General features: G+C 65.5%; 16 protein-coding genes. 5 read left to right on the forward strand and 11 right to left on the reverse strand.

Annotated features, from left to right (window positions below):
* On the reverse strand, positions 1-1,302 hold a 1,302-nt coding region (locus RHODMAR_RS27960; protein WP_042939962.1), incomplete at its 3' end, for a hypothetical protein.
* Entirely contained in the window at positions 1,299-1,604 is a 306-nt protein-coding gene (locus RHODMAR_RS20120) for a hypothetical protein (RefSeq protein ID WP_042939963.1), read from the reverse strand. The genes RHODMAR_RS27960 and RHODMAR_RS20120, both read right to left, overlap by 4 nt.
* A gap of 152 nt (positions 1,605-1,756) precedes the next feature.
* Between RHODMAR_RS20120 and RHODMAR_RS20125 the strand changes: the two genes are divergently transcribed.
* A complete protein-coding gene (locus RHODMAR_RS20125) occupies positions 1,757-2,797 on the forward strand; it encodes an LLM class F420-dependent oxidoreductase (RefSeq protein WP_008718188.1) in 1,041 nt (346 codons plus the stop codon).
* Positions 2,798-2,801: 4 nt separating this feature from the next.
* Here the strand turns inward: RHODMAR_RS20125 and glmM are convergent, their stop codons facing one another.
* From glmM to eccCa, 8 genes are all read right to left on the reverse strand, one after another.
* Positions 2,802-4,157, reverse strand: coding sequence for a phosphoglucosamine mutase (gene glmM, locus RHODMAR_RS20130; RefSeq protein ID WP_008718189.1), 1,356 nt, complete (start codon positions 4,155-4,157; stop codon positions 2,802-2,804).
* Between the two features lie 107 nt (positions 4,158-4,264).
* Positions 4,265-4,792: a 30S ribosomal protein S9 gene (rpsI, locus tag RHODMAR_RS20135; RefSeq protein ID WP_008718191.1), complete on the reverse strand. Its 528-nt coding sequence runs from the start codon at positions 4,790-4,792 to the stop codon at positions 4,265-4,267.
* Positions 4,789-5,232: a 50S ribosomal protein L13 gene (rplM, locus tag RHODMAR_RS20140; protein ID WP_008718193.1), complete on the reverse strand. Its 444-nt coding sequence runs from the start codon at positions 5,230-5,232 to the stop codon at positions 4,789-4,791. Before rplM ends, rpsI begins: the two co-directional genes overlap by 4 nt.
* 166 nt (positions 5,233-5,398) lie before the next feature.
* Positions 5,399-5,740 (reverse strand): TraR/DksA family transcriptional regulator, encoded by a 342-nt coding sequence (locus RHODMAR_RS20145; RefSeq protein WP_042939967.1) that lies wholly within the window; start codon positions 5,738-5,740, stop codon positions 5,399-5,401.
* Between the two features lie 106 nt (positions 5,741-5,846).
* Entirely contained in the window at positions 5,847-6,128 is a 282-nt protein-coding gene (locus RHODMAR_RS28335) for a WXG100 family type VII secretion target (RefSeq protein ID WP_008718198.1), read from the reverse strand.
* Positions 6,129-6,193: 65 nt separating this feature from the next.
* The gene (locus RHODMAR_RS20155; RefSeq protein ID WP_008718200.1) at positions 6,194-6,559 is read right to left on the reverse strand and encodes a WXG100 family type VII secretion target; all 366 of its coding nucleotides are present in this window, start codon (positions 6,557-6,559) and stop codon (positions 6,194-6,196) included.
* A gap of 158 nt (positions 6,560-6,717) precedes the next feature.
* Complete coding sequence (locus RHODMAR_RS20160) at positions 6,718-8,205, reverse strand: type VII secretion-associated protein (RefSeq protein WP_008718202.1); 1,488 nt, start codon at positions 8,203-8,205, stop codon at positions 6,718-6,720.
* Positions 8,202-12,200 carry a type VII secretion protein EccCa gene (gene eccCa, locus RHODMAR_RS20165; protein WP_008718204.1) on the reverse strand — a complete coding sequence of 1,333 codons (3,999 nt, stop codon included), beginning with the start codon at positions 12,198-12,200 and terminating at the stop codon, positions 8,202-8,204. The genes RHODMAR_RS20160 and eccCa overlap by 4 nt, the downstream gene beginning before the upstream one ends.
* Before the next feature lie 219 nt (positions 12,201-12,419).
* Between eccCa and RHODMAR_RS20170 the strand changes: the two genes are divergently transcribed.
* The 3 genes from RHODMAR_RS20170 to mycP all read left to right on the forward strand — a co-directional run bounded on the left by RHODMAR_RS20170 (position 12,420) and on the right by mycP (position 16,523).
* Positions 12,420-13,409, forward strand: coding sequence for an LLM class flavin-dependent oxidoreductase (locus RHODMAR_RS20170; protein ID WP_042939970.1), 990 nt, complete (start codon positions 12,420-12,422; stop codon positions 13,407-13,409).
* 127 nt (positions 13,410-13,536) lie between these two features.
* On the forward strand, positions 13,537-15,135 hold the full coding sequence (eccD, locus tag RHODMAR_RS29180) for a type VII secretion integral membrane protein EccD (protein WP_157226152.1): 1,599 nt from the start codon (positions 13,537-13,539) through the stop codon (positions 15,133-15,135).
* A complete protein-coding gene (gene mycP, locus RHODMAR_RS29185) occupies positions 15,132-16,523 on the forward strand; it encodes a type VII secretion-associated serine protease mycosin (protein WP_232433727.1) in 1,392 nt (463 codons plus the stop codon). Before eccD ends, mycP begins: the two co-directional genes overlap by 4 nt.
* A gap of 34 nt (positions 16,524-16,557) precedes the next feature.
* Here mycP and eccB read toward each other — a convergent pair whose 3' ends face one another.
* Positions 16,558-18,012 (reverse strand): type VII secretion protein EccB, encoded by a 1,455-nt coding sequence (gene eccB / locus RHODMAR_RS20185; protein ID WP_008718212.1) that lies wholly within the window; start codon positions 18,010-18,012, stop codon positions 16,558-16,560.
* A gap of 132 nt (positions 18,013-18,144) precedes the next feature.
* Between eccB and eccE the strand changes: the two genes are divergently transcribed.
* Positions 18,145-19,839 (forward strand): type VII secretion protein EccE, encoded by a 1,695-nt coding sequence (eccE, locus tag RHODMAR_RS20190; protein ID WP_008718215.1) that lies wholly within the window; start codon positions 18,145-18,147, stop codon positions 19,837-19,839.
* The last annotated feature ends 5 nt before the right edge of the window (positions 19,840-19,844 follow it).

Here is a 19,844-nt window from a genome sequence, read left to right on the forward strand (position 1 = left end):
CCTCGAGATGGCCGCGCTCCCCGGTGGCCGCAGGCGATGACAATTCGGTAGGCAAAGAACTCGGACGGAAGTGGTTGCGCGACAGGCGATGGCTGCGCCTGCGACCCAGGGCCGTCGTCGCCGCCGCTGTGCTCGGGGACCGCATCGCTCATCGCTTCGCCCACGCGCCCGACGATCTCGTCGACCACCCGGTCCACCAGTCCGTCCAGTGCATCGCCGAGGACGGCCCCGGGGGGCGTTCTCGGTGGCAGGGTCGTTGTCGGTGGCAGGGTCGTTCTCGGGGGCACAGTCGTTGTCGATGCCGGCGTTGTCGGTGGCAGGGTCGTTTTCGGTGGCAGGGTCGTTTTCGGTGGCAGGGTCGTTCGCCGGCGAGCTCGTCGGTCCGCCGGGTGCCGGTTCCGCTGCGCCCCCTGTTGTCGATGGAGGTGCCCCGGGACCATCGCACGCCGGCCACGGCTCAGCCGCAGTTGCACCGCGTGTGACTGCCCAACTCCGATCGTCGAGCTCCTCGAACGACGGGTCGTGCACATCGCGCAGAACGTCCACGACCAACGCCAGACACTCGCGAACGGCCGTGTCCGTGGAGGTGCAGGCGTCGATGACGGCGTCGCACGTGCCCCTCACGCGCGGAACGAACTCGGTGTCGATCCAGCTCCGACACCGTTCGGCAACCTCCGCGGCGAACTCGTCCGATACATCTACCTTGCCCGCCCGCTCCGCAAGATCGGCGAACGCCGACGCCAACCGAGGAAACACCGATTCCCGATCCACCGGAAGGCACTCGATTCCCGACGCCACCAGAATCGCATCGATCTGATCGACGTTCTTACCGTCGACGGTGTCGGTGACGAGGCCCCCGATCAGTTCCGCCTTGTCGGTGACGGCGTCGCGGAGAACGTCGACGGCAGCGCACATCGTCTGATGGGAATCCTCGATCGACACGAGAAACTCTGCCGCCGTCTGCTGTTCGGTCGTGAGGTAGCTCTGCACGGCCTCGCCTGCTTCGCCGTGCCATCGCATCTGCAGAACTCGGCGCAATTGAACTTGTTCTTCGAGTTGATCACGCAATACCGCCGACATCGCCTCGACCGTGTCGGCATCGACAGCGAGCGCATCCAGGTTCAACCCCCGCTGCTCGTCGTACCTCGCGCACACCTGCTCGTACTGCGGGTAACCGCCTCTGCCTGGCACTCGCCCCAACAGGGGAAGGAAGCGCTCGAAGTAGAGCAGCCCGATCGCGTTCGCATCGAGAATCTCGTCGATCGGCGAGCCCTGCGGCAGTGACGCGCGTGGAGGCGTCATCGAGGAAACTCGATGGCGTGCGTGGTGGCGTCGTCCTGGCGCTCGTACTCGTTCATCGCCGTGGTGAGTGCGTTGGAGACGTCGTCGACCGAGGACTTCCACGCGCCTACCGCACGGCACAGCCCCAGGTGGGCCTCGGTGTAGTCAGCGCCGAGGTCACGGTAGTTCCGTCCGGCCCCGGCTGCGCCGAAGCCCGCGTCGGCCACGGTGTCAGCAGCGCCGCCGACGGCATCGGCCGATGCCGCCAACGCATCGGCCACTCCGCGAACGCGGACCACGTCCACCCAGAATCCGTCGCTCATACATCCCCGCCTCGCCCTCGATGTGCCCCTTTCTCACTATGACGTGCGCCGACGCACATCGGTTCCCCAGGGAGCGGTAACGTCCCGATGTGAAATGTCAGTAACACGTACCTGAAGTGGCTGCACCAGCCACTCACCGATCGAGGAGTCCCATGCACATCGGAACGATGCTGAACTACAGCGGTGGTTTCAACGAGACCGTTGCCGAGGTCACCGAGCTCGAGAAGGCCGGTCTCGACATCATCTTCGTGCCCGAGGCCTACTCGTTCGACGCCGTCAGCCAACTCGGATTCCTCGCGGCCAAGACGAGCACGATCAAGATCGCGTCGGGCATCTTCCAGATCTACACCAGGACACCGTCACTGACCGCCATGACCGCGGCGGGTCTCGACTACGTCTCGGACGGCCGCTTCGTACTGGGCCTCGGCGCATCGGGACCGCAGGTCGTCGAAGGCTTCCACGGCGTCAAGTACGACGCACCCATCGCCAGAACCCGCGAGGTCATCGAGATCTGCCGCCAGGTCTGGCGTCGTGAAAAAGTGCAATATCAAGGCAAGCACTATCAGATTCCGTTGCCGGCCGACAAGGGCACGGGGCTGGGCAAACCACTCAAACTGATCAATCACCCTGTACGCGATCGCATTCCGGTGGTGATCGCCGCTCTCGGCCCCAAGAATGTCGAGCTCACCGCAGAGATCGCCGAGGGCTGGCAACCCATCTTCTACTTCCCCGAGAAAGCAGCCGACGTCTGGGGCGAATCGCTTGCGGCAGGCAAGGCCAAGCGCGATCCTGCGCTGGGCGAACTCCAGGTGTTCGCCAGCCCCACGCTGGCCATCGGCGAGGACGCCGAAAAGTACCTGCCCTGGGTCAAGCCACACCTGGCGCTCTACATCGGCGGCATGGGAGCCAAGGGCAAAAACTTCTACAACTCCCTCGCTCAGCGTTATGGCTACGAGGCCGAGGCCGAGAAGATCCAGGACCTGTACCTGGCCGGCAAGAAGGAAGAAGCAGCGGCAGCCGTTCCCGACGAGCTCGCTCGATCGGTCAACCTCATCGGCCCGGAAAGCTACGTGAAGGAGCGGGTCGCGGCCTTCGCCGAAGCGGGTGTCACCACACTCAACGTCGCGCCGCTGGCCGAGAACACCGCAGGCCGTGTCGCGCAGTTGACCGCACTGCGCGAACTCACCGCCTGAGATATCAGACCGACGCGACTCGGCCCGCCAGCTCCTCGGCGAGCCGGGTCGCGACGTCCAGTTTCGAAGCCTCGACCATCACTCGCACCAACTGTTCGGTACCGCTGGGACGCAACAGGACTCGACCGGATTCGCCGAGTTCGCGCTCGGCCACGGCCACCGCCTCCGATACGGACCGGGCCGACGCCACAGCCGCCTTGTCCGAGACGCGCACGTTGATCAACACCTGCGGCAAAGTCCGCATGACCGACGCGAGATCCGCGAGGGTGCGCCCGGTCTGCGCCATCCGTTCCATCAGTCGCAGCGCGGTCGCGATCCCGTCGCCTGTTGTGCCGACCGCGGGAAGCACCACGTGTCCGCTCTGCTCGCCGCCGAGTGCGAATCCCCCACGGCGTAGTTCCTCGAGAACATACCGGTCTCCGACTGCCGTGGTGCGCAACGCAATTCGCGCCTCGCGCATCGCGATGTGCAGACCGAGGTTGCTCATGACCGTGGCGACCAACGTGTTGTCGGTCAACTGATCCGCATCGCGCATCGCAATGGCCAGTACCGCCATGATCGCGTCACCGTCCACCACCGTTCCCGAAGCGTCGACGGCAAGGCATCGATCGGCATCTCCGTCGTGGGCGATACCGAGATCGGCACCGTGCTGCAGGACGGCCTTCTGCAACCCTTCGAGGTGCGTCGAACCGCACCCGTCGTTGATGTTGACGCCGTCGGGCTCTGCATTGATCGCCACGACCGTTGCACCGGCGCGTCGGTAGATGTCGGGTCCGACGACCGAGGCGGCACCGTGCGAGCAGTCCACCACGACGGTCACGCCGTCGAGCCGATGGGACACCGATGCAGCGAGATGCTCGGTGTACCGGGCGGCTGCGTCTCCCGCGAGTTCGATACGACCGATGGCGGCACCGGTGGCGTCCGGCGAAAATGAATGGTTCCGGGAACGACCGTCGACATCGAGGGCTGCTTCGATGCCGTCTTCCACGTCGTCGTCGAGCTTGTGGCCGCCCGCTGCGAATATCTTGATTCCGTTGTCGGGCATCGCATTATGAGATGCGGAGATCATCACACCGAGAGCCGCGCCGTATTCGGCGGTGAGGTACGCAACCGCAGGGGTGGGGAGTACCCCGACGTCGATCACGTCGACACCGGATGCGGTGAGTCCGGCCGACACCGCTGCGCTGAGCATCGCTCCGCTGATGCGCGGATCCCGGCCGACCACTGCCACGCACTTGCCTGCGTCGGGGTTCGGTGCCAACACGGTGGCTGCGGCCCGCGCGATCTTCAACGCCAGTTCTGCGGTCAGGACCCCGCCTGCGAGTCCACGAACTCCGTCGGTGCCGAACAGTCGCGCCATGAACCAAGAACTCCTTCGAGCGGAGAGAATGTGGTGGGAAATGCCTCGAGGGCAGGCGTCCGATACTGCTGGATGCCTGCCCTCGAGGATGAAGCGGGTAAGACGCGTCAGCGCTTGGAGTACTGCGACGCCTTACGGGCCTTCTTCAGGCCGTACTTCTTGCGCTCGACTGCACGAGCGTCACGCGTGAGGTAGCCTGCGGCCTTGAGCGCCGGACGATCATCGGGCGTGAGCTCGATCAGGGCACGCGAGATGGCCAGACGCAATGCGCCTGCCTGTCCCGACGGTCCGCCACCGTGCAGCAGCGCGACGATGTCGAAGGACTCCGCGCGGTCGACGAGCACGAGAGGAGCCTTGATCAGCTGCTGGTGCACCTTGTTCGGGAAGTAATCCTCGATGGTACGACCGTTGAGCTTGAATCCGCCGGCACCCGAGGACAGCCGAACACGAGCGACAGCTTCCTTACGGCGACCGACGGTCATGATCGGGCGGTCGAACACGATCGGGGCCGGAGCGGCAGCTGCAGCCTCGATATCCGAGGCGACCTCGGGATCTTCGACTGCCACGAACTCGTCGGCGGCGATCTCTTCGATGTTCTCCTGCGACGTCACGTCATTTCCTTCCGGCGCCGTCACTGGGACACCTGCTTGATCTCGAACGGAACGGGCTGCTGAGCGGCATGCGGGTGGTTCGGTCCCGCGTAGACCTTCAGCTTGCCCGCGATAGCATTACCCAGCTTGTTCTTGGGGATCATGCCGACCACGGCCTTCTCCACCAGACGATCGGGGTTGTTCTCGAGCACCTGACGGGTCGAGCGCGACTTCAGACCGCCCGGATGGCCGGAGTGGTGGTGGTGGAACTTGCCGTCGAGCTTGTTGCCGCTGATGGCGACCTTCTCGGCGTTGATGATGACGACGAAGTCGCCACCGTCGACGTTGGGTGCGTAGGTGGGCTTGTGCTTACCGCGGAGCAGAGTCGCGGCCTGGACGGCGAGGCGTCCGAGCACGACGTCCGTGGCGTCGATCACATGCCACGTCCGGGTGGTGTCCCCGGCCTTCGGGGCGTAAGTAGACACAGAAAATTCCTGTCTTCATGATGTCGCTGCTGGCCAAGACGAGTGGATGCCCTCGGCGGCCAGTTGAGACCCGAGGACAAGAGCTCGATACGCGTGAAGAATGCGCGGCGAGCCCATACACGCCAACGGGGAACGATACCGGGAGTGGACGCGCAGGTCAAAACGCTCAGCGGAGGCGGACGCACTGCACACACCGCCGGGCGGCAGGCAGAGCCTCGAGCCTCATCGCCGGGATGTCCCTGCCACACCGCTCGCAGAAACCGTACGTCCCGGCGGCGAGCCGCGAATCGGCCGCGTCGAGCTCTCGGATCTCGGACTCGGTGTCGTCGATCAGTGCCGCGATCTTCGCTCGCTCGAACGCGATCGTCGATCCTTCGGGATCGTGCTCGTCGTCGTCGGTGGTCCACCGCGATCCCTCGATCACCGAGGCCAGTTCGTCCCGAAGGGACTCGAGTCGGTGCACGGAACGAGACCGCTCCGCCCCGAGTGCTGCTTCGAAATCCATCATCGCACCAGTAGACACCGCACCGAACTCGGATTCCATGGAACGGCAGGTGCCCCGACCGAGTTACTCGGCCGGGGCACCTGGATCGACTGGACGCCGAAGAAGAAGGTCAGCGAGCCATCCGCGCCTTGTTGGCCATTTCGACACCGTGCATCGTCTCGCCACCGGTGCGGGCGGCCGCGACGAGGCTCGACAGGATCAGGTTCAGCTCGTCGGATGCAGAATTCCACTGACGCTGAAGCTCGTAGTAGGACGTCATCGCGTCACCCTCCCACGATTCGTAGAGCCGTTTCGCGGTGCTGTCCACGTCCGCGAGAAGGTCCTTGGTCACGTTCGCCTGCTTGTTCATTGCCTCGGTCAACGCCGCAATCTGCGCGAAGTCGTATTTCATGTCGGATCGGTCTCCTAGGTCGGGCTCGGTCGTGTGGTCTGTCGGATGGTCACCGGATGTGAGGTCTACTTGAAGGAAGACAGTCCGGAGTTCAGCGATCCGGCCACCTGGTTGACGGCCGACACGTTGTCGTCGTCCGCGTCCGAGTAACCGTGGCCGTTGGTCTTGATGTCCGCGGAGATCTGCTCCAGCGCACTGCGCATCTTCTGAGCGCTGGTGTCCCATTGCGCCATGACGTCCTGAAACGATTTGCCCGCCTTGCCGACCCAGGCCTGGGCGGTCTGCTCGACGATGGAGCGAACCGCTGAATTGGAGGCATTGATCGATACACTCAGGCCTTCGATCGTGGCTCCGGCGGCCACGAGCTCCTGCGGTGTGACTGTGACGCCGTTGGACGAACCCGTAGATTCCGGTCCCCCTGGATATCCCACTTCGACTCCTTGTTTCGTTGTTCGATTCACGCGTACCCGCGGCACACGTGCTGCTCGACCGAGAGGCCCTGGTCGGCCAGCTCACTCCCCTACATCTCCTTGGACGCAGCAACCCCTCGGTTCGGTTCCGGCTGCCCCCGAAAAAACTGTGGCCGATTTCATGACGCCGGGACGATCTCGAGCGTCTGTGTGGCCTGTCCGCATTCGGCGTCGATCACGGCCGAGTCGTACCCCTCGAACTGGCAACCGATGCTGACCTGAAGATCGGACTCGACGAAGACGCGCCAGAGCACAGTGGAGTCGTCCGCGGGTGTCTCTGTGTAGGCGATCCCGATGCGACCACCGAAATCCGTTGCGTCTTCGAGAGATCCGATCGTGGAATCCGGACCGCGCGCATCGACCGCCACCCGGAGATCGGCGGCCACTTGTGCCTGCGTCGAACCCGGAGTCAGGTCCGCCACGGTCACCACGATGCGCCGCTCGGGCGGTGTCGGCGGAATCAACACCATGCGGTCGGCGTCGTCCGACCTCGACCAGGTTTCCGGCAGACGCAGCGAGGCGCGCCCGGCAACGAATGTCGCCGTCTCGACCGGCGGGGCCGGGTCGCTCGACGCAGGCGGTGGTGGTGGTTCGATGGCGGGCGACGACGTCACGCCCGGTTCCGCGATCGGCGAAAAAGGCTGCACTGCTGCGGCATCGACAGTCTCGGGTGTTGTGGACGCGAAATACATTGCTGCACATAATGATACGGCTGCCACCGCCGCGCCGGCCGCAAGTGCGAGTCGACGAGAGGGCCGGCCCTGTCGCCGCCGCGTCGGCGATGCGGTGACGTCGTCGAGCCACGCTGCCGATCGCGTCGTAGCGGCACGAACTGCCGGCACCGGGTCGACATCCGCACCGGCCCGCCGGTACAGCGCCCTGGCAATATCGAGGCCGGTCAGCCAACGCGTGCTGCGGTGAGCGTCGGAGTCGAGTCCACTGCGCTCCGCGAGGGGATCGAGTCCACCGGTCGACGGTGCCACGACGAACACCTCGTCAGGGCAGCGCGAGACCGATGAACGTAGGTAATCTCCAACCGCTCGACTCCATGCATCATCGTCACCGACACCGAAAGAGACGATGACGCCGGTGTCTCCGCCGTAGGCCCCCGACGGGTCGACGACGAGCACGGAGGTGTCGAGAGCACCCACTTCGACGACAACCGCGGCGGACGGCGCACGTTCACCCGACGACGCCACAGCGGCGTCGGCCGTCTCCACCAGAACCACCTCGTTCGCCGAGTCCGCGAACACGGCACGAACCGTACTCGAGCGATCCTCGCCCCAGATCGATGGATATGCGATCTCGAGTACGTCGAGTCTGTCGTGTACCCCGGCACCCTGCAGGGCCGACCACACGATCCCGAGCAGCACATCCCCCCGGTCCCATACCGAGCTGCCCACGGCAATCGACGGGTCGTCGATACACAGCAGGGGCGGTACCTCCCCTCCGACGTCGGTTCGGCCGAAGACCAGACGGCCACCCTCGACCGTGGCGAAGGCCGACCCGACGCTCTCTTTCGGCCTTTCGAGCGCGCCGCCCGTGGCGACGACGGAAATCTCGGTGTATCCCAGATGCACTGCGGCATAACGCCACGACTCGGTCAACTCGAATGTCCCAGCTGGACGAGTGCCTGCCCGGAGCGGTTGACGAACACGCCGCGTCCGGGCGGCATGGCACTGGGCCGCACGGTCCCCAGCAGGTTCCCCTCGTCGCGGCTTCCGCTCATCACCAACCCTGGCGTGACCAGGTCCCGCAGGCGTCCGATGACGGGGTCGAACAGGGCCCGTCCCGCCCCACCCGAGCGGCGGGCCACGATGACATGCAGCCCGATGTCTCGGGCGTGTGGAAGATGTTCTACCAACGGTGCCAACGGGTTTCCCGACGACGTGGCCACCAGGTCGTAATCGTCGACGACGACGAACACCTCGGGACCGTCCCACCACGACCGCTCGCGAAGCTGTTGCTGGGTCACATCGGGCCCGGGCATGCGATCGTTCATTCGTCCGGCCAGGTCGACGATCATGGCAGTCAGCGCCGACTGAGAGGCCGCATATCCTGCAAGGTGCTCCGAATCGACTGTGCCGAGAAGGGTTCGGCGATAGTCCGCGACGATGATCTTGACCCGATCGGAAGAATTCGCCGCCACCAGCGATCGACACATTCCGCGCAGTAGTGACGTCTTGCCACACTCACTGTCGCCGAACACCACGAAATGTGGGTTCTCCGCGAAATCCACGACCACCGGTGCCAGCTCGGCTTCGTCGATGCCGATGGGAACTCCGAGTTCGGGAGTTGCGCCACGGGATCGCGGCCACGCCTCACCGAGCTGACCGAGAAGGTCGTACCGGTCGAGCAGCTCCGGCAACATCCGCACCGGCGGCGCAGGGGTTCCGGCCGACACCGCGGCAACAGCGGCGACCGCGGCACCCACAGCCTGGGACAGGTCCTCGACCGAGGACAGCTCGTCCACCCGAGGCAGCGCGATCAACAGGTGCAGACCGTCCCTTGTCATCCCACGCCCCGGTCGTCCCTCCGGGACGCTCGCCGCCTTGGCTCGGCCCATATCCGAATCGGACGGATCCCCGAGCCGTAGTTCCAACCGGGTTCCGATCAGATCCTTGGTCGCGGGTCGAACCTCGGCCCACCGTGATGCGGTGAGGATCAGGTGCAACCCGAATGCGAGTCCCTGCGTGGTCAACGTAGCGATCTGCTGCTCGAGACTCTCGAAATCGGACCTGATGGACGGCCACCCGTCGATGACGAGAAAGACGTCGCCGAATCGATCGTCGGGATCGACCGGTTGCGTCGCACGTCGCCGCCGGAACTCGGCCATCGAGTCGATCCCGCGGTCACGAAACGTCTTCTCTCGCTGCCGAACGATCGCGGCGACCTCGGCCACCGTCCGCCGAACCCGATCCACGTCCAGCCGGTTCGCGACCGATCCCACGTGTGGCAGATCTGCCAGACCGGCCAGTGTTCCGCCGCCGAAGTCCAAGCAGTAGAACTGGACCTGCGCGGGCGAATGAGTCAGCGCCAGCGCCAGAATCAACGATCGAAGTGCCGTCGACTTCCCCGATTGTGGGCCTCCGACGATGGCAACATGCCCCGCGGCACCGGACAGATCGACGGTCAGCAGATCGCGGCGCTGATCGAACGGCCGGTCGACGATGCCGATCGAGGCGCGCAGTCTGCTGAGAGGGTCTACGCGTTCGGTCAGAACCGATCGGGAAAGCAACTGGGTCGACGTGGGAGCCGCGTCCAACGGTGGCAACCACACCTCGTGGGCCGCCACCCCTCGACCGCGGATTCGTCCGACGACGACGTCGAGTACCGATGCACCGGTGCTGCCGGTGTCGACCGGGTGCGCTTCCTCCAGCGGGGTCTCGGCCGCGTCGATGCGGCCGAGATCGATGGAATCGAGCGGCACCGCGTAGGCCGTGAAGGGCTTCGGCCTGATGTCGGCTCCCAGCACGGCTCTCGCGCCGGTACCCGAGCGCGGCGGCTCATAGGGACCGGAGACGTAGGCCGCAGCGAACCTGACGATTTCGGCCGAATCGCACTTGAGGTAGCCCGCACCGGGTTGCGCAGGCAGGTGATAGGCGTCGGGAACGCCGAGAACCGAACGAGATTCGTTCGCGGAGAATGTCTTCAAGCCGATTCGGTAGGACAGGTGACTGTCCAGACCGCGCAGTTTGCCCTCCTCGAGGCGCTGACTGGCCAGCAGCAGGTGCATGTGCAGGGAACGCCCGAGTCGGCCGATCGCGACGAACAACTCGGCGAATTCCGGCTGCTGACTGAGCAACTCCGAGAATTCGTCCACCACCACGAACAGTGCGGGCATCGGTACCAGATCCGCTCCCGCCGCGCGGGCCTTCTCGTAGTCGGACACGTTGGCGAAGTTTCCGGCCGAGCGCAACAGTTCCTGCCGACGGTTCATCTCGCCGGCCAACGCGTCGCGCATGCGATCGACCAACGCCAAGTCTTCGGACAGATTCGTGATCACCGCGGCGACGTGCGGTGCGGACTCCAGGCCCGCGAACGTCGCGCCACCCTTGAAGTCGACGAGTACCAAGTTCAGTTGCTCGGGCGAGTGCGTGGACACCAATCCCAGGACGAGGGTGCGGAGGAATTCCGACTTTCCCGAACCCGTTGCGCCAATGCACAATCCGTGCGGTCCCATACCGTTCTCGGCAGATTCCTTCAGGTCTATCTCCACCGCACTGCCATCGGGCGCAACCCCGATCGGTACCCGCAGCCTCTCGCGGCCACGACGCATGGTCCAGGCCCGGTCGGTGTCGAGGGTACCGACATCGGCGATCCCGACCAGACTGTTCCATCCCGACACTCGGACTCCGTCGTCGTCGACGACATCGACGACCGATGAGGCCGACGGAGCGCGAAACGGCGACAGCCGCCGCGCGACAGCGTGCGCTTGGGTGGTGCTCATCGAATCCGCGACGGCGAACACCTCGACCGTCGTTCCGCTGACCGCACCGATCGACCCGTTCTCGGCGAACAACTGGAGACCCCGTGATGCAGCGAGTCTGGGGCACAGACCGGACAGGTCGATGATCGTCACGGAATCGAGGCCGGTATCGGTGAGGTCGGTCGACCGGTTGTCGAGCAGGCCGCCGTCCACGACGATCACCAATTGCACGACCCCGGCGACCGGCACCGCGCCGCGCGCGAACCGATTCCGCTGCGAGAGCACGTCGCCCAGCGCACTTTCGAGTTCGAGGAAGCTTCCGAAGATCATTCGAGCCGACCCGGCCCCGTCGCGCAGAGCGTCGTGCTGGGTGTGCGGAAGCCACTTGGTCCACTCCCACTGCTCCACGGTGTCCGGACCACAGACGATTGCGACCGCGACGTGGTCGGGGCCGTGAAAGGTACACAGCGAGGCCAACATTGCCCGTGTCATTGCTCGGGCACAGTCGCGGTCGCCTGCAACGGACAGCGCAGCGAAACCCCTCAGTGATACTGCAGTCGGCAGTGCGGCCACTACCGAATGCGCCCGCACGAACCGACGCAACGAGACAGCCGAGACCGGTTCGAGTTCCTCTACCGGCCCGGTCTCGGGCGGTACCAGACGGGTCGCCAGCCGCTGATCGCCACAGCCGACCCGTACATGAGCGAAGTCGGGATCCGACAGTCTTCGCTCCCACATCCGCTCCGTTCCGGCAACCGACCAGAGAGTTTCGGGGTCCGGATGACTCCATTCGAGGGCTCTACGTTGTGCCCGCTCGGTCTCGGCCACGTCGCGGCGGAGCTGATCGAGATACCGCAGGTAGTCCTTGCGGTCCTCGTTTGCCTCGGCCGTGCGTGCGCCACCGGACTTTCCGCCGCCGGCCAACATTCCCACCATGGACATCAACATCATCGCCGGAAACATCAACATCATCGGATTGGCCGCCGCACCCGAGGTGAACATGAGCGCGACCATCCCGACCATCGCGGCCACCATCACCAGCGGCATCAGCTTCATCAGAAGATTGCCGGGAACCGCACGTGGAATCTCCGGTGGTGGCTGTAAGTTGACCTCGCCGCCCGGCGATCGGGGCACTTCCCTGCGCGCGCCCCGAACGAAACGCACAGTACTCATCGATCCGCCCCCACGGCTGCGCCCCCACAACTGCACTCGCGGCGACCTCCCCCCGAGGCCACGTGCACGACAGGCTAACGCATCGGAGACCGGACGGTCCACAGTTGCCCCGAGCCGCCGGCAGTGAGCGGCCGCGAGAAATAGAACTCCACCCGTCGCCGTTGCACATGAATGCGGCTCATCGGCCGCGTGCTCGACGAACGAAAGGCTGGCCCTACCGTGCCCGTACCCCTGTCCATACTCGATCTCGCACATGTGGGCGAGGGCGAAACAGTCCGCGACAGCTTCGAGGCGAGCGTGACCCTCGCTCAGCATGCAGAGAACTGGGGATATCGCCGAATCTGGTACGCCGAGCACCACAACATGAAGACGATCGCGTCGTCGGCAACGTCGGTTCTCATTGCGCACGTTGCGGCCCACACCGAGCGAATCCGCCTCGGGTCCGGCGGAATCATGCTGCCCAATCATGCTCCCCTGACCATCGCCGAGCAGTTCGGCACGTTGGCGACTCTGCACCCGGGACGAATCGACCTGGGTCTGGGCCGCGCGCCCGGCAGCGATCAGGTGACGATGCGGGCAATGCGCCGCGATCCCGCCTCCGCAGACCGCTTTCCCCAGGACGTCCAGGAACTGCAGGGGTACCTGTCGACGCAATCGTTGGTGCCCGGGGTGAGCGCGACGCCCGGTGCCGGTACCGAGGTTCCGCTCTACATCCTCGGGTCGTCACTGTTCGGTGCCCAACTCGCCGCTGCACTCGGATTGCCGTACGCCTTCGCCTCGCACTTCGCCCCGGATGCGCTCGAGCAGGCCACCGAGATCTACCGCCGTGACTTCCGCCCGTCGGCGCAGCTGGCGGAGCCGCACCTGATCGTGGGTGTCAACGTGATCGCTGCGGATTCGCTCGCCGACGCACAGGCACAGTTCTTGCGTACCAAGCGCAGCCGGGTGAGCCTGCTGCTCGGACGTGGCCGGACGTTCACCGACGAAGAAGCAGACATGGTCCTGGAAGCACCGGCTGGGCAACAGATCGCGAACATGGCCAAGTACTCCGCCGTCGGAACACCGGACATGGTGAGGGACTACCTCGATCGATTCACCGAGCGCACAGGCGCCGACGAGCTGATCGTTGCGTCCGGAGTCTCCGACCGTGCAGCGTGGCTTCGATCCTTCGAACTGCTGGCACAGGTGAGCGACCTGGTTGCTGCTTGAGGGCGGTAACCCGGGAGCTGTCGTAGACGGCTGATCACCTGTCGTCCCGATGTCGTAGGGTGTGCACGCAGATGCCCACTGGGGCCGGGCATCTGCACGTGAACAGCACGCATCCGGGGGGATCTTCATGACACGCGCCGACAGCCGTCCATCGGCCGGCATTGCGCCGTCGTCCATCGCAGCAGGCGCTGGCCGCCGCGCGCCGGGCACACACGCCATATTCGCCCAGGAAGTCTGTCGAGTGACGGTGCTGGCACGGTCGACGCAGGTGGACATGGCGCTGCCGGTGGACGTTCCGGTCTCACTTCTCGTTCCTGGGATCGTCGACATGATTGCCGGAGTGGAGCCCGCGGAGCGACTCGGACGGCACGGAGTGGAGCCCGCGGAGCGACTCGGACGGCACGGAGTGGAGCCTGCGGAGCGGTCGGTAGAACCGATCGTCGTCGATTCCGGGCCTGCGGGGCTACCCGTGGCGTGGACACTCGCTCGGATCGGGTTTCCCCCTCTGTCGGCGACGGCGACCCTGGCCGAGCTGTCCGTGCGCGACGGCGAATTGCTCGTGTTGGGTGTCGCCGAGCGGCCTGCGCCGGTTCCACTGTTCGACGATCTCATGTATTCCGTAGCCAGAGCGGGCACAGACGACGTTCCGCACTGGACAGCTCGTACCGCGCGCACCGTGGGTTCGGTCGTCACCGGCGCGATGGTGTTGCTGGCATGTGGAATCGTGTTGCGCGGACCGATCCGCGCCGGAGCCGAGAATCTCGGCAATCCGGTCGACGGACTCGCTGCGGTCACCGCATCGATTCTCTTTGCGATCGCAGGGGTGATTCTGGGCCGGGTGTATCGACAGCATGCCGTCTCGATGCTCTTCGGTGGATGTGCTGTAGCACTGATGTTCACCGGCGGAACTGTGCTGGTGCCCGGGCAGTTCGGTGCGGCGCAGTTCATGCTGGGTTCGGCCATGGCGGGCGCGACAGCACTGTTGTCGCTACGGATAGGTGGGACGGGTTTCGCCCTGTTCACCGCCGCGATCGTGCTGGCCGTTCTGTCGTTCGTCGCCTCTGTCGGCGCACTGTTCACCACGATGACGCAACCAGCTATCGGCACTGCCGCGGCGTTGACCGGTCTCGCCGGAATTGCGTTGTCCGCGCGGGTGTCGATGATGCAGGCCAAGTTGCCGCTGCCGCCGGTTCCCACCGCAGGTGCACCGTTGGACACGGTCGAGGAAGCCGAACTCGACGCGATCTCGTTCGCCGATCTGCAGGTTGCCGCGGCCAGGGCGCGAAGCTACCTGACCGGCCTTCTCCTGTCGTTCACAGTCTCGGTTGTGGTGGGAGTTCTTGCTGCCGCGTCGGCCGTTGTAGGAGGCAGCGTTCAGTGGCCTGCGGTCGCGCTCGCGGCGCTGTGCGCGCTCGTCCTTCTACTTCGTGGTCGCACCTATGCCGTTGTGGTGCACGCGGTTCCACTTGTCGCAGGCGGAACGACGATCCTGCTCTCACTCCTCGCCGGTGCCGTGATCGCACTCCCCGAATATGCCTTGGCACTGTTCGGCGCGGCATTGGCCGGCGCTGTGACGGCGTCGATTTTCGGAGCATTCGTTCCTACACGCACGTACTCGCCGGTGATGCGACGGTCGGCCGAGTTGCTCGAGTATGCCGTCATCGCCTTGGTCATCCCGATCGCTGTGTGGGTGTGTGGCCTGTACAGCGTTGTCCGCGGGCTGTGACACCGCGACGGCAGCGAACGATCGCCGTTGCGGCGCTCACTGCACTTGCATTGTCCGTCGACGCCGTCATCGGTGTGTCGCCGGCACATGCCGAACGTCCGCTGATCGATCCCGCTCAGCTGCCCGAGCCCAGTTCTCCTGCTCCGCTCGAACCGACGGAGCAGAAGAATGCCTGCGCCCTGACTTCCGAGACGACCGACGCGCAGGAGGTACCGACTGCGCAGAAGGCGCTGGACTTCGCATCGGTCTGGCCCATCACTCGCGGGGCCGGTCAGGTGATTGCCGTCATCGACACCGGTGTCACCCCTCATCCACGCCTACCGGGACTGATTCCCGGCGGCGACTACGTCAGCGCGGGTGACGGGTTGTTCGACTGCGATGCGCACGGCACGATGGTCGCCGGCCTGATCGCCGCGCAGACCACCCCCGGCAGCGGATTCGCCGGCGGCGCACCGGATGCCCGCATTCTATCGATTCGTCAGTCCAGCAATGTTTTTCAGATCGTCGACAACCGGACCGAGGAGGAAAAGGTCGCCGAGCCGGAGAACGCCGCGGGGTACGGCAACGTGCGCACCATGGCCATGGCCATCAGGACTGCGGTCGACTCGGGGGCATCGGTGATCAACATCTCCGAGGTGGCCTGTGTACCCGCGGGAGGCGGTGTGGCCGACGGTCCGCTCGGCGCTGCGGTGCAGTACGCCGTCCGCGAGAGGAATGTGGTCGTCGTCGCCGCAGCAGGCAATCTCGGCAGCGCGGCCTGCCAGGCTCAGAATCCGATGACCGACCCCCTTCGGCCCGATGCGGATCCGTGGAACGCCTTCGCGACCATCGCGACCCCGGCCTGGTTCGATGACGTGTTGACCGTCGGGTCGGTCGAGTCGGATGGCACACCGTCCTCGTTCAGCCTGGCCGGTCCATGGGTCGACGTCGCCGCGCCGGGCTCGAACATGATTTCGCTGTCACCCTCGGGCAACGGACTCGCGAACGGCACTCTGGGCAATGACGGCGTGATGCCCATGACCGGAACGAGTTTCGCGGCACCACTGGTGGCTGCGGTCGCGGCGCTCGTGCGTGCCCACCGACCGGAGCTGTCGGCGCTGGAGGTGGTGGACCGAATCGAACGAACGGCGCATGCGCCTGCCGAAGGACGGAATCCGCTCGTCGGACATGGCATCGTCGATCCACTCGCCGCGGTGACCGATGTCGTGACCCCCGCTCCCCGTCCGGTGCCCGCGGACAGTGTTGCGATGGGTATGCCGCTGCCACCGCCTGCGCCGGATCATCGCCCGAGAACCGTGGCGGTGACCGGTTCGGTGGTGGTGGCGGTGATTCTGGCGCTCGGCCTCGCGCTGTCGATACCGCTGCGCCGACGAAGTCGGGCCGACTGAGCTGCGCCGACGAAGTCGGGCCGACTGAGCTGCGCTAGTTCGGCGGCAGTGACGCGGCCTGCGGGTCGGGAGCAACCCCGTCGTGCATCGTGAGGGCTTGACCACGCCCGAGGGTGGGCCCGCCGCCGAGCAACTGCAGGATCTGCCACGGCGCTGGTGCCGGTGGTCCGAATCCCAGCGCCGACGCCGCCTCGGCACCCTCGACTCCGTAGCGAACCCCGGTGTCGGCCACGAAGAAGAGGCTGTCCTGGCGAGTGCTCGAGGTCGAGATTCCGGTACTCCTTACGAAACCGCCGCTGCCGGGTGCCAGATAAACCTGATCCACGGCATCGCCGCCGCCGTCGGCCTGGGCCAGCGCGACCGGTTGCGCGCCGGGCTCGAGCGGTAGCCCGCGCCCGGCGGACTCGACGAGTCGAGCGGACGGTCCGCCATCGGCAACTTCGAGCGGCTCCCAGGTCAAGCAACCGACTGGGCGCTCGCCGGTCTCGACGATGACCGGGGCGGTTTCCGGAAACGTCGACACCGGAAGGCCTGCAGCGGTTTTCGGCGCGGGCCCAAGAATGTCGGGATTGACCGCTGCAATGTCCGGACTGCCCTGCGAATCTGTGAACTTGATGAGCAACGCAGCAGTTTCGTTGATCGCCTGAATGCCGTCTTCGAGTACCACGTAGTACTGAACGTCGCGACCGGCTACCTTGACGACCGAACCGATCGTTCGACCGTCGAACGGGAACTGCGGAAGCTCACCGACGCGAGGAATGAACGGCGCGGCGACAGCCGGTGCCTCGGGGACGGAATTGAGCAGTCCGGCACTCACCGGGGACGGTGTCGCCTCCTCGAGTCCGAGTGCGCGGACCACGGCCCGGTTGGCCAGATCGACCGGCGATTTGGTGCCGCCGTGCACGAGGTACGCGATTCCGTTCGAGGTCCACAGGAATGCCTCGGAATCGCTGAGCGGAGCTGCGCTGTCGCCGTAACGAGGATTGCCTGACACGACGGTCGTCGAGGTCACCCCCGCGATCGGATCGACGGTATCGCATACGGTCCATGATTCGGCTCGACCGTCACCGTCGTGTGGAAGCGCAGACGGAGCTCCGGGAATCCCCACCAGCGCGCCGCGGGGCCGCGACGCGAGCTCGGACTCCTTGACCGTCAAGGGGTTGTCGGGCTTGCCGACCACCAGTCGGGCCGATGCGAGGTTCAGCACCGGATGGAACGCGTCGTCCACTTTCACGAACATGGCGGCCGAATCCTTGCCGACCACGATCGACGCGTCACCGATCTTGTCCTGGGGCCGAAACAGTGCCAGTGCAGCGCAACCCGCCAAACCGATACACGCGATCACGACACCCACCAGCAGCGCGCGTGACTGCGACTTCATCGGATCGTGCAGCATTCGAACGTCGCGCCGGATCAGCGCGTGTTCCATTCGGCGAACGAGAAAGCGGTAGCCGCCAACCTGCCACTTCGTTGTCGGCGTCGACGCCACGGTTCCTCCCCAGGATTTCTGCAGACCCGATCCCCATTCGGGTCACGCGACACAGTACAGTTCGTCCGCACACCTCGGCGACCGCGTGGGCGGCGATCGATGGATACTGCGACCTCTGGGGGGAGGGTATCGATGGCACGTTCGGGGTCGATCCCGCGTGGGCGAACCGCGGTACCGTTCGTCGCGCCCACGGTACGGCGGGTGATCGCGGCCGAGATCGCGGCGCTGGCAACAAGTCTTGCGTTGCTGGCATTGCAGGCGCGACCCATCTGGGCACTGCTCGCAGCTGCGGCCGTGGCGCTCGTACCGTTCGTGAGTGTGCGTCGCAGACCGATCCTGGAGTGGGTCCGAGCCCTCTGGCGGTTCCTTGCACATCGCTTTCCCGAGGTGGGCGTCACCACCGAGCACACCGATACGACAGGCAGCCAGGTCGGTGTCCACTGGCAACGCAACACGGTCACCTGCACCATCGAGATCAGCCCACCCCAGCACGCAACCACCGTTCTCGGAAGGGCGAGCGCCGACACGCAGCACACACTCCCCGTCGATGGTCTCGCGTCGTGCCTGCGTCAACACGACATCGATGTCGCCTCCATCGATGTCGTCGCACTCGGCTGTCGCAGCTCGCCGGATTCGGTGGCGACCGAAGTCTACGAGGGACTCATCGGTCCGTTGCCTGCCGTGGCAGTACGGACGGTCTGGATCTCGGTGACTCTCGACCTGGGCGCGAATGCTCGGGCAATCGAAACCAGAGGCCACGGCCGCGCAGGGGCAGCCCGAACTGCCGTCGTCGCTACCACCCGCGTCCTGCGTGCTCTACAGGTTCACGGCCTGTCCTCGCGACTGCTGACGAGTACGGAGCTTCGCTCGGCAGTGTCGCACCTGTGCCGAGGGGTCGATACCGACGACCTGACCCAGACATGGTCGACGGCACCCCTACCCGGCGCCTCGAGCGTCGGTTTCGGAATCGATTGCAGCGCAATCACTGCCGAAGATATTGCCACCTTGTGGGCGACGCCATCCCTCGGCACGATCATGTCCTTCCAGCTACAGCCTGCCCACGACCACGGCGAGGTCCGAATCCGTGCATCGTGCAGGTTCGCGGCCCGAAAGCCGGTGGCGAAACCCCACGTCCATGCCCTGACCTCGATGAGCGGAAGCCAGCGAGACGGCATTTTCGCTCAACTACCGCTGGCGATACCCTCGCTGCAGTCACTCTCTCCCAGTAGAACTCTCGATGCTTCGACGCTGAACGAGTTGATGTTGCCGGTGAGCGGGTGCGGCCAACTTCTCGGATCCGATGCGGGCGGACACGGTGTGGCAGTGCGGCTGTTCGGTCCCGGCCTCGCCCGGGTTCGGATCGCCGGGGAACTCTACCTCGCTCAGCAGATTCTGTTTCGGGCCATCGCCACCGGGGCACGGGTTCTCGTCAGGACCGATCGACCGCACGCCTGGCGATCGCTCCTCGACGCGATAGACGCCCCCGACCGCTTGTCGGTCGATGCCACCGCGGCTCGAACTCGCTCGTCGTTCAACGTGATCTTGAACGATTTCGCCGACGGATCCATGCCGCTCCGGCAACAACCACTTTCAGGTGTGACTCTGATGTCGTTGACAGAGCACGGCCCCCGACACGATGGGACCGAGCAGGAACAGGGACCAGCGCAGTCGGAGCCGGATCTGTCGATCGTGCAACCTCACGCGTCGGGTGATCGAATCCGGCTGAGTTCGGGTCCGGTCGATATCGAGTTGACGCTGGTGACGATTCCGGAGGAAACGGCATTCATCGGTCGACCGCGAAGTCTGCGGCCGGCTGTGCGCGCCTGATCCGG

It is taken from the genome of Rhodococcus sp. AW25M09 (assembly GCF_000333955.1).
Lineage (GTDB): Bacteria > Actinomycetota > Actinomycetes > Mycobacteriales > Mycobacteriaceae > Rhodococcoides.

Excerpts from the sequence above, each read along its gene's own strand:
- RHODMAR_RS20120 (WP_042939963.1), bottom strand. The coding sequence starts at position 1,604 with ATGAGCGACGGATTCTGGGTGGACGTGGTCCGCGTTCGCGGAGTGGCC.
- RHODMAR_RS20125 (WP_008718188.1), top strand. The coding sequence starts at position 1,757 with ATGCACATCGGAACGATGCTGAACTACAGCGGTGGTTTCAACGAGACC.
- glmM (WP_008718189.1), bottom strand. The coding sequence starts at position 4,157 with ATGGCGCGACTGTTCGGCACCGACGGAGTTCGTGGACTCGCAGGCGGG.
- RHODMAR_RS20145 (WP_042939967.1), bottom strand. The coding sequence starts at position 5,740 with ATGATGGATTTCGAAGCAGCACTCGGGGCGGAGCGGTCTCGTTCCGTG.
- RHODMAR_RS28335 (WP_008718198.1), bottom strand. The coding sequence starts at position 6,128 with ATGAAATACGACTTCGCGCAGATTGCGGCGTTGACCGAGGCAATGAAC.
- eccCa (WP_008718204.1), bottom strand. The coding sequence starts at position 12,200 with ATGAGTACTGTGCGTTTCGTTCGGGGCGCGCGCAGGGAAGTGCCCCGA.
- eccD (WP_157226152.1), top strand. The coding sequence starts at position 13,537 with ATGACACGCGCCGACAGCCGTCCATCGGCCGGCATTGCGCCGTCGTCC.
- eccE (WP_008718215.1), top strand. The coding sequence starts at position 18,145 with ATGGCACGTTCGGGGTCGATCCCGCGTGGGCGAACCGCGGTACCGTTC.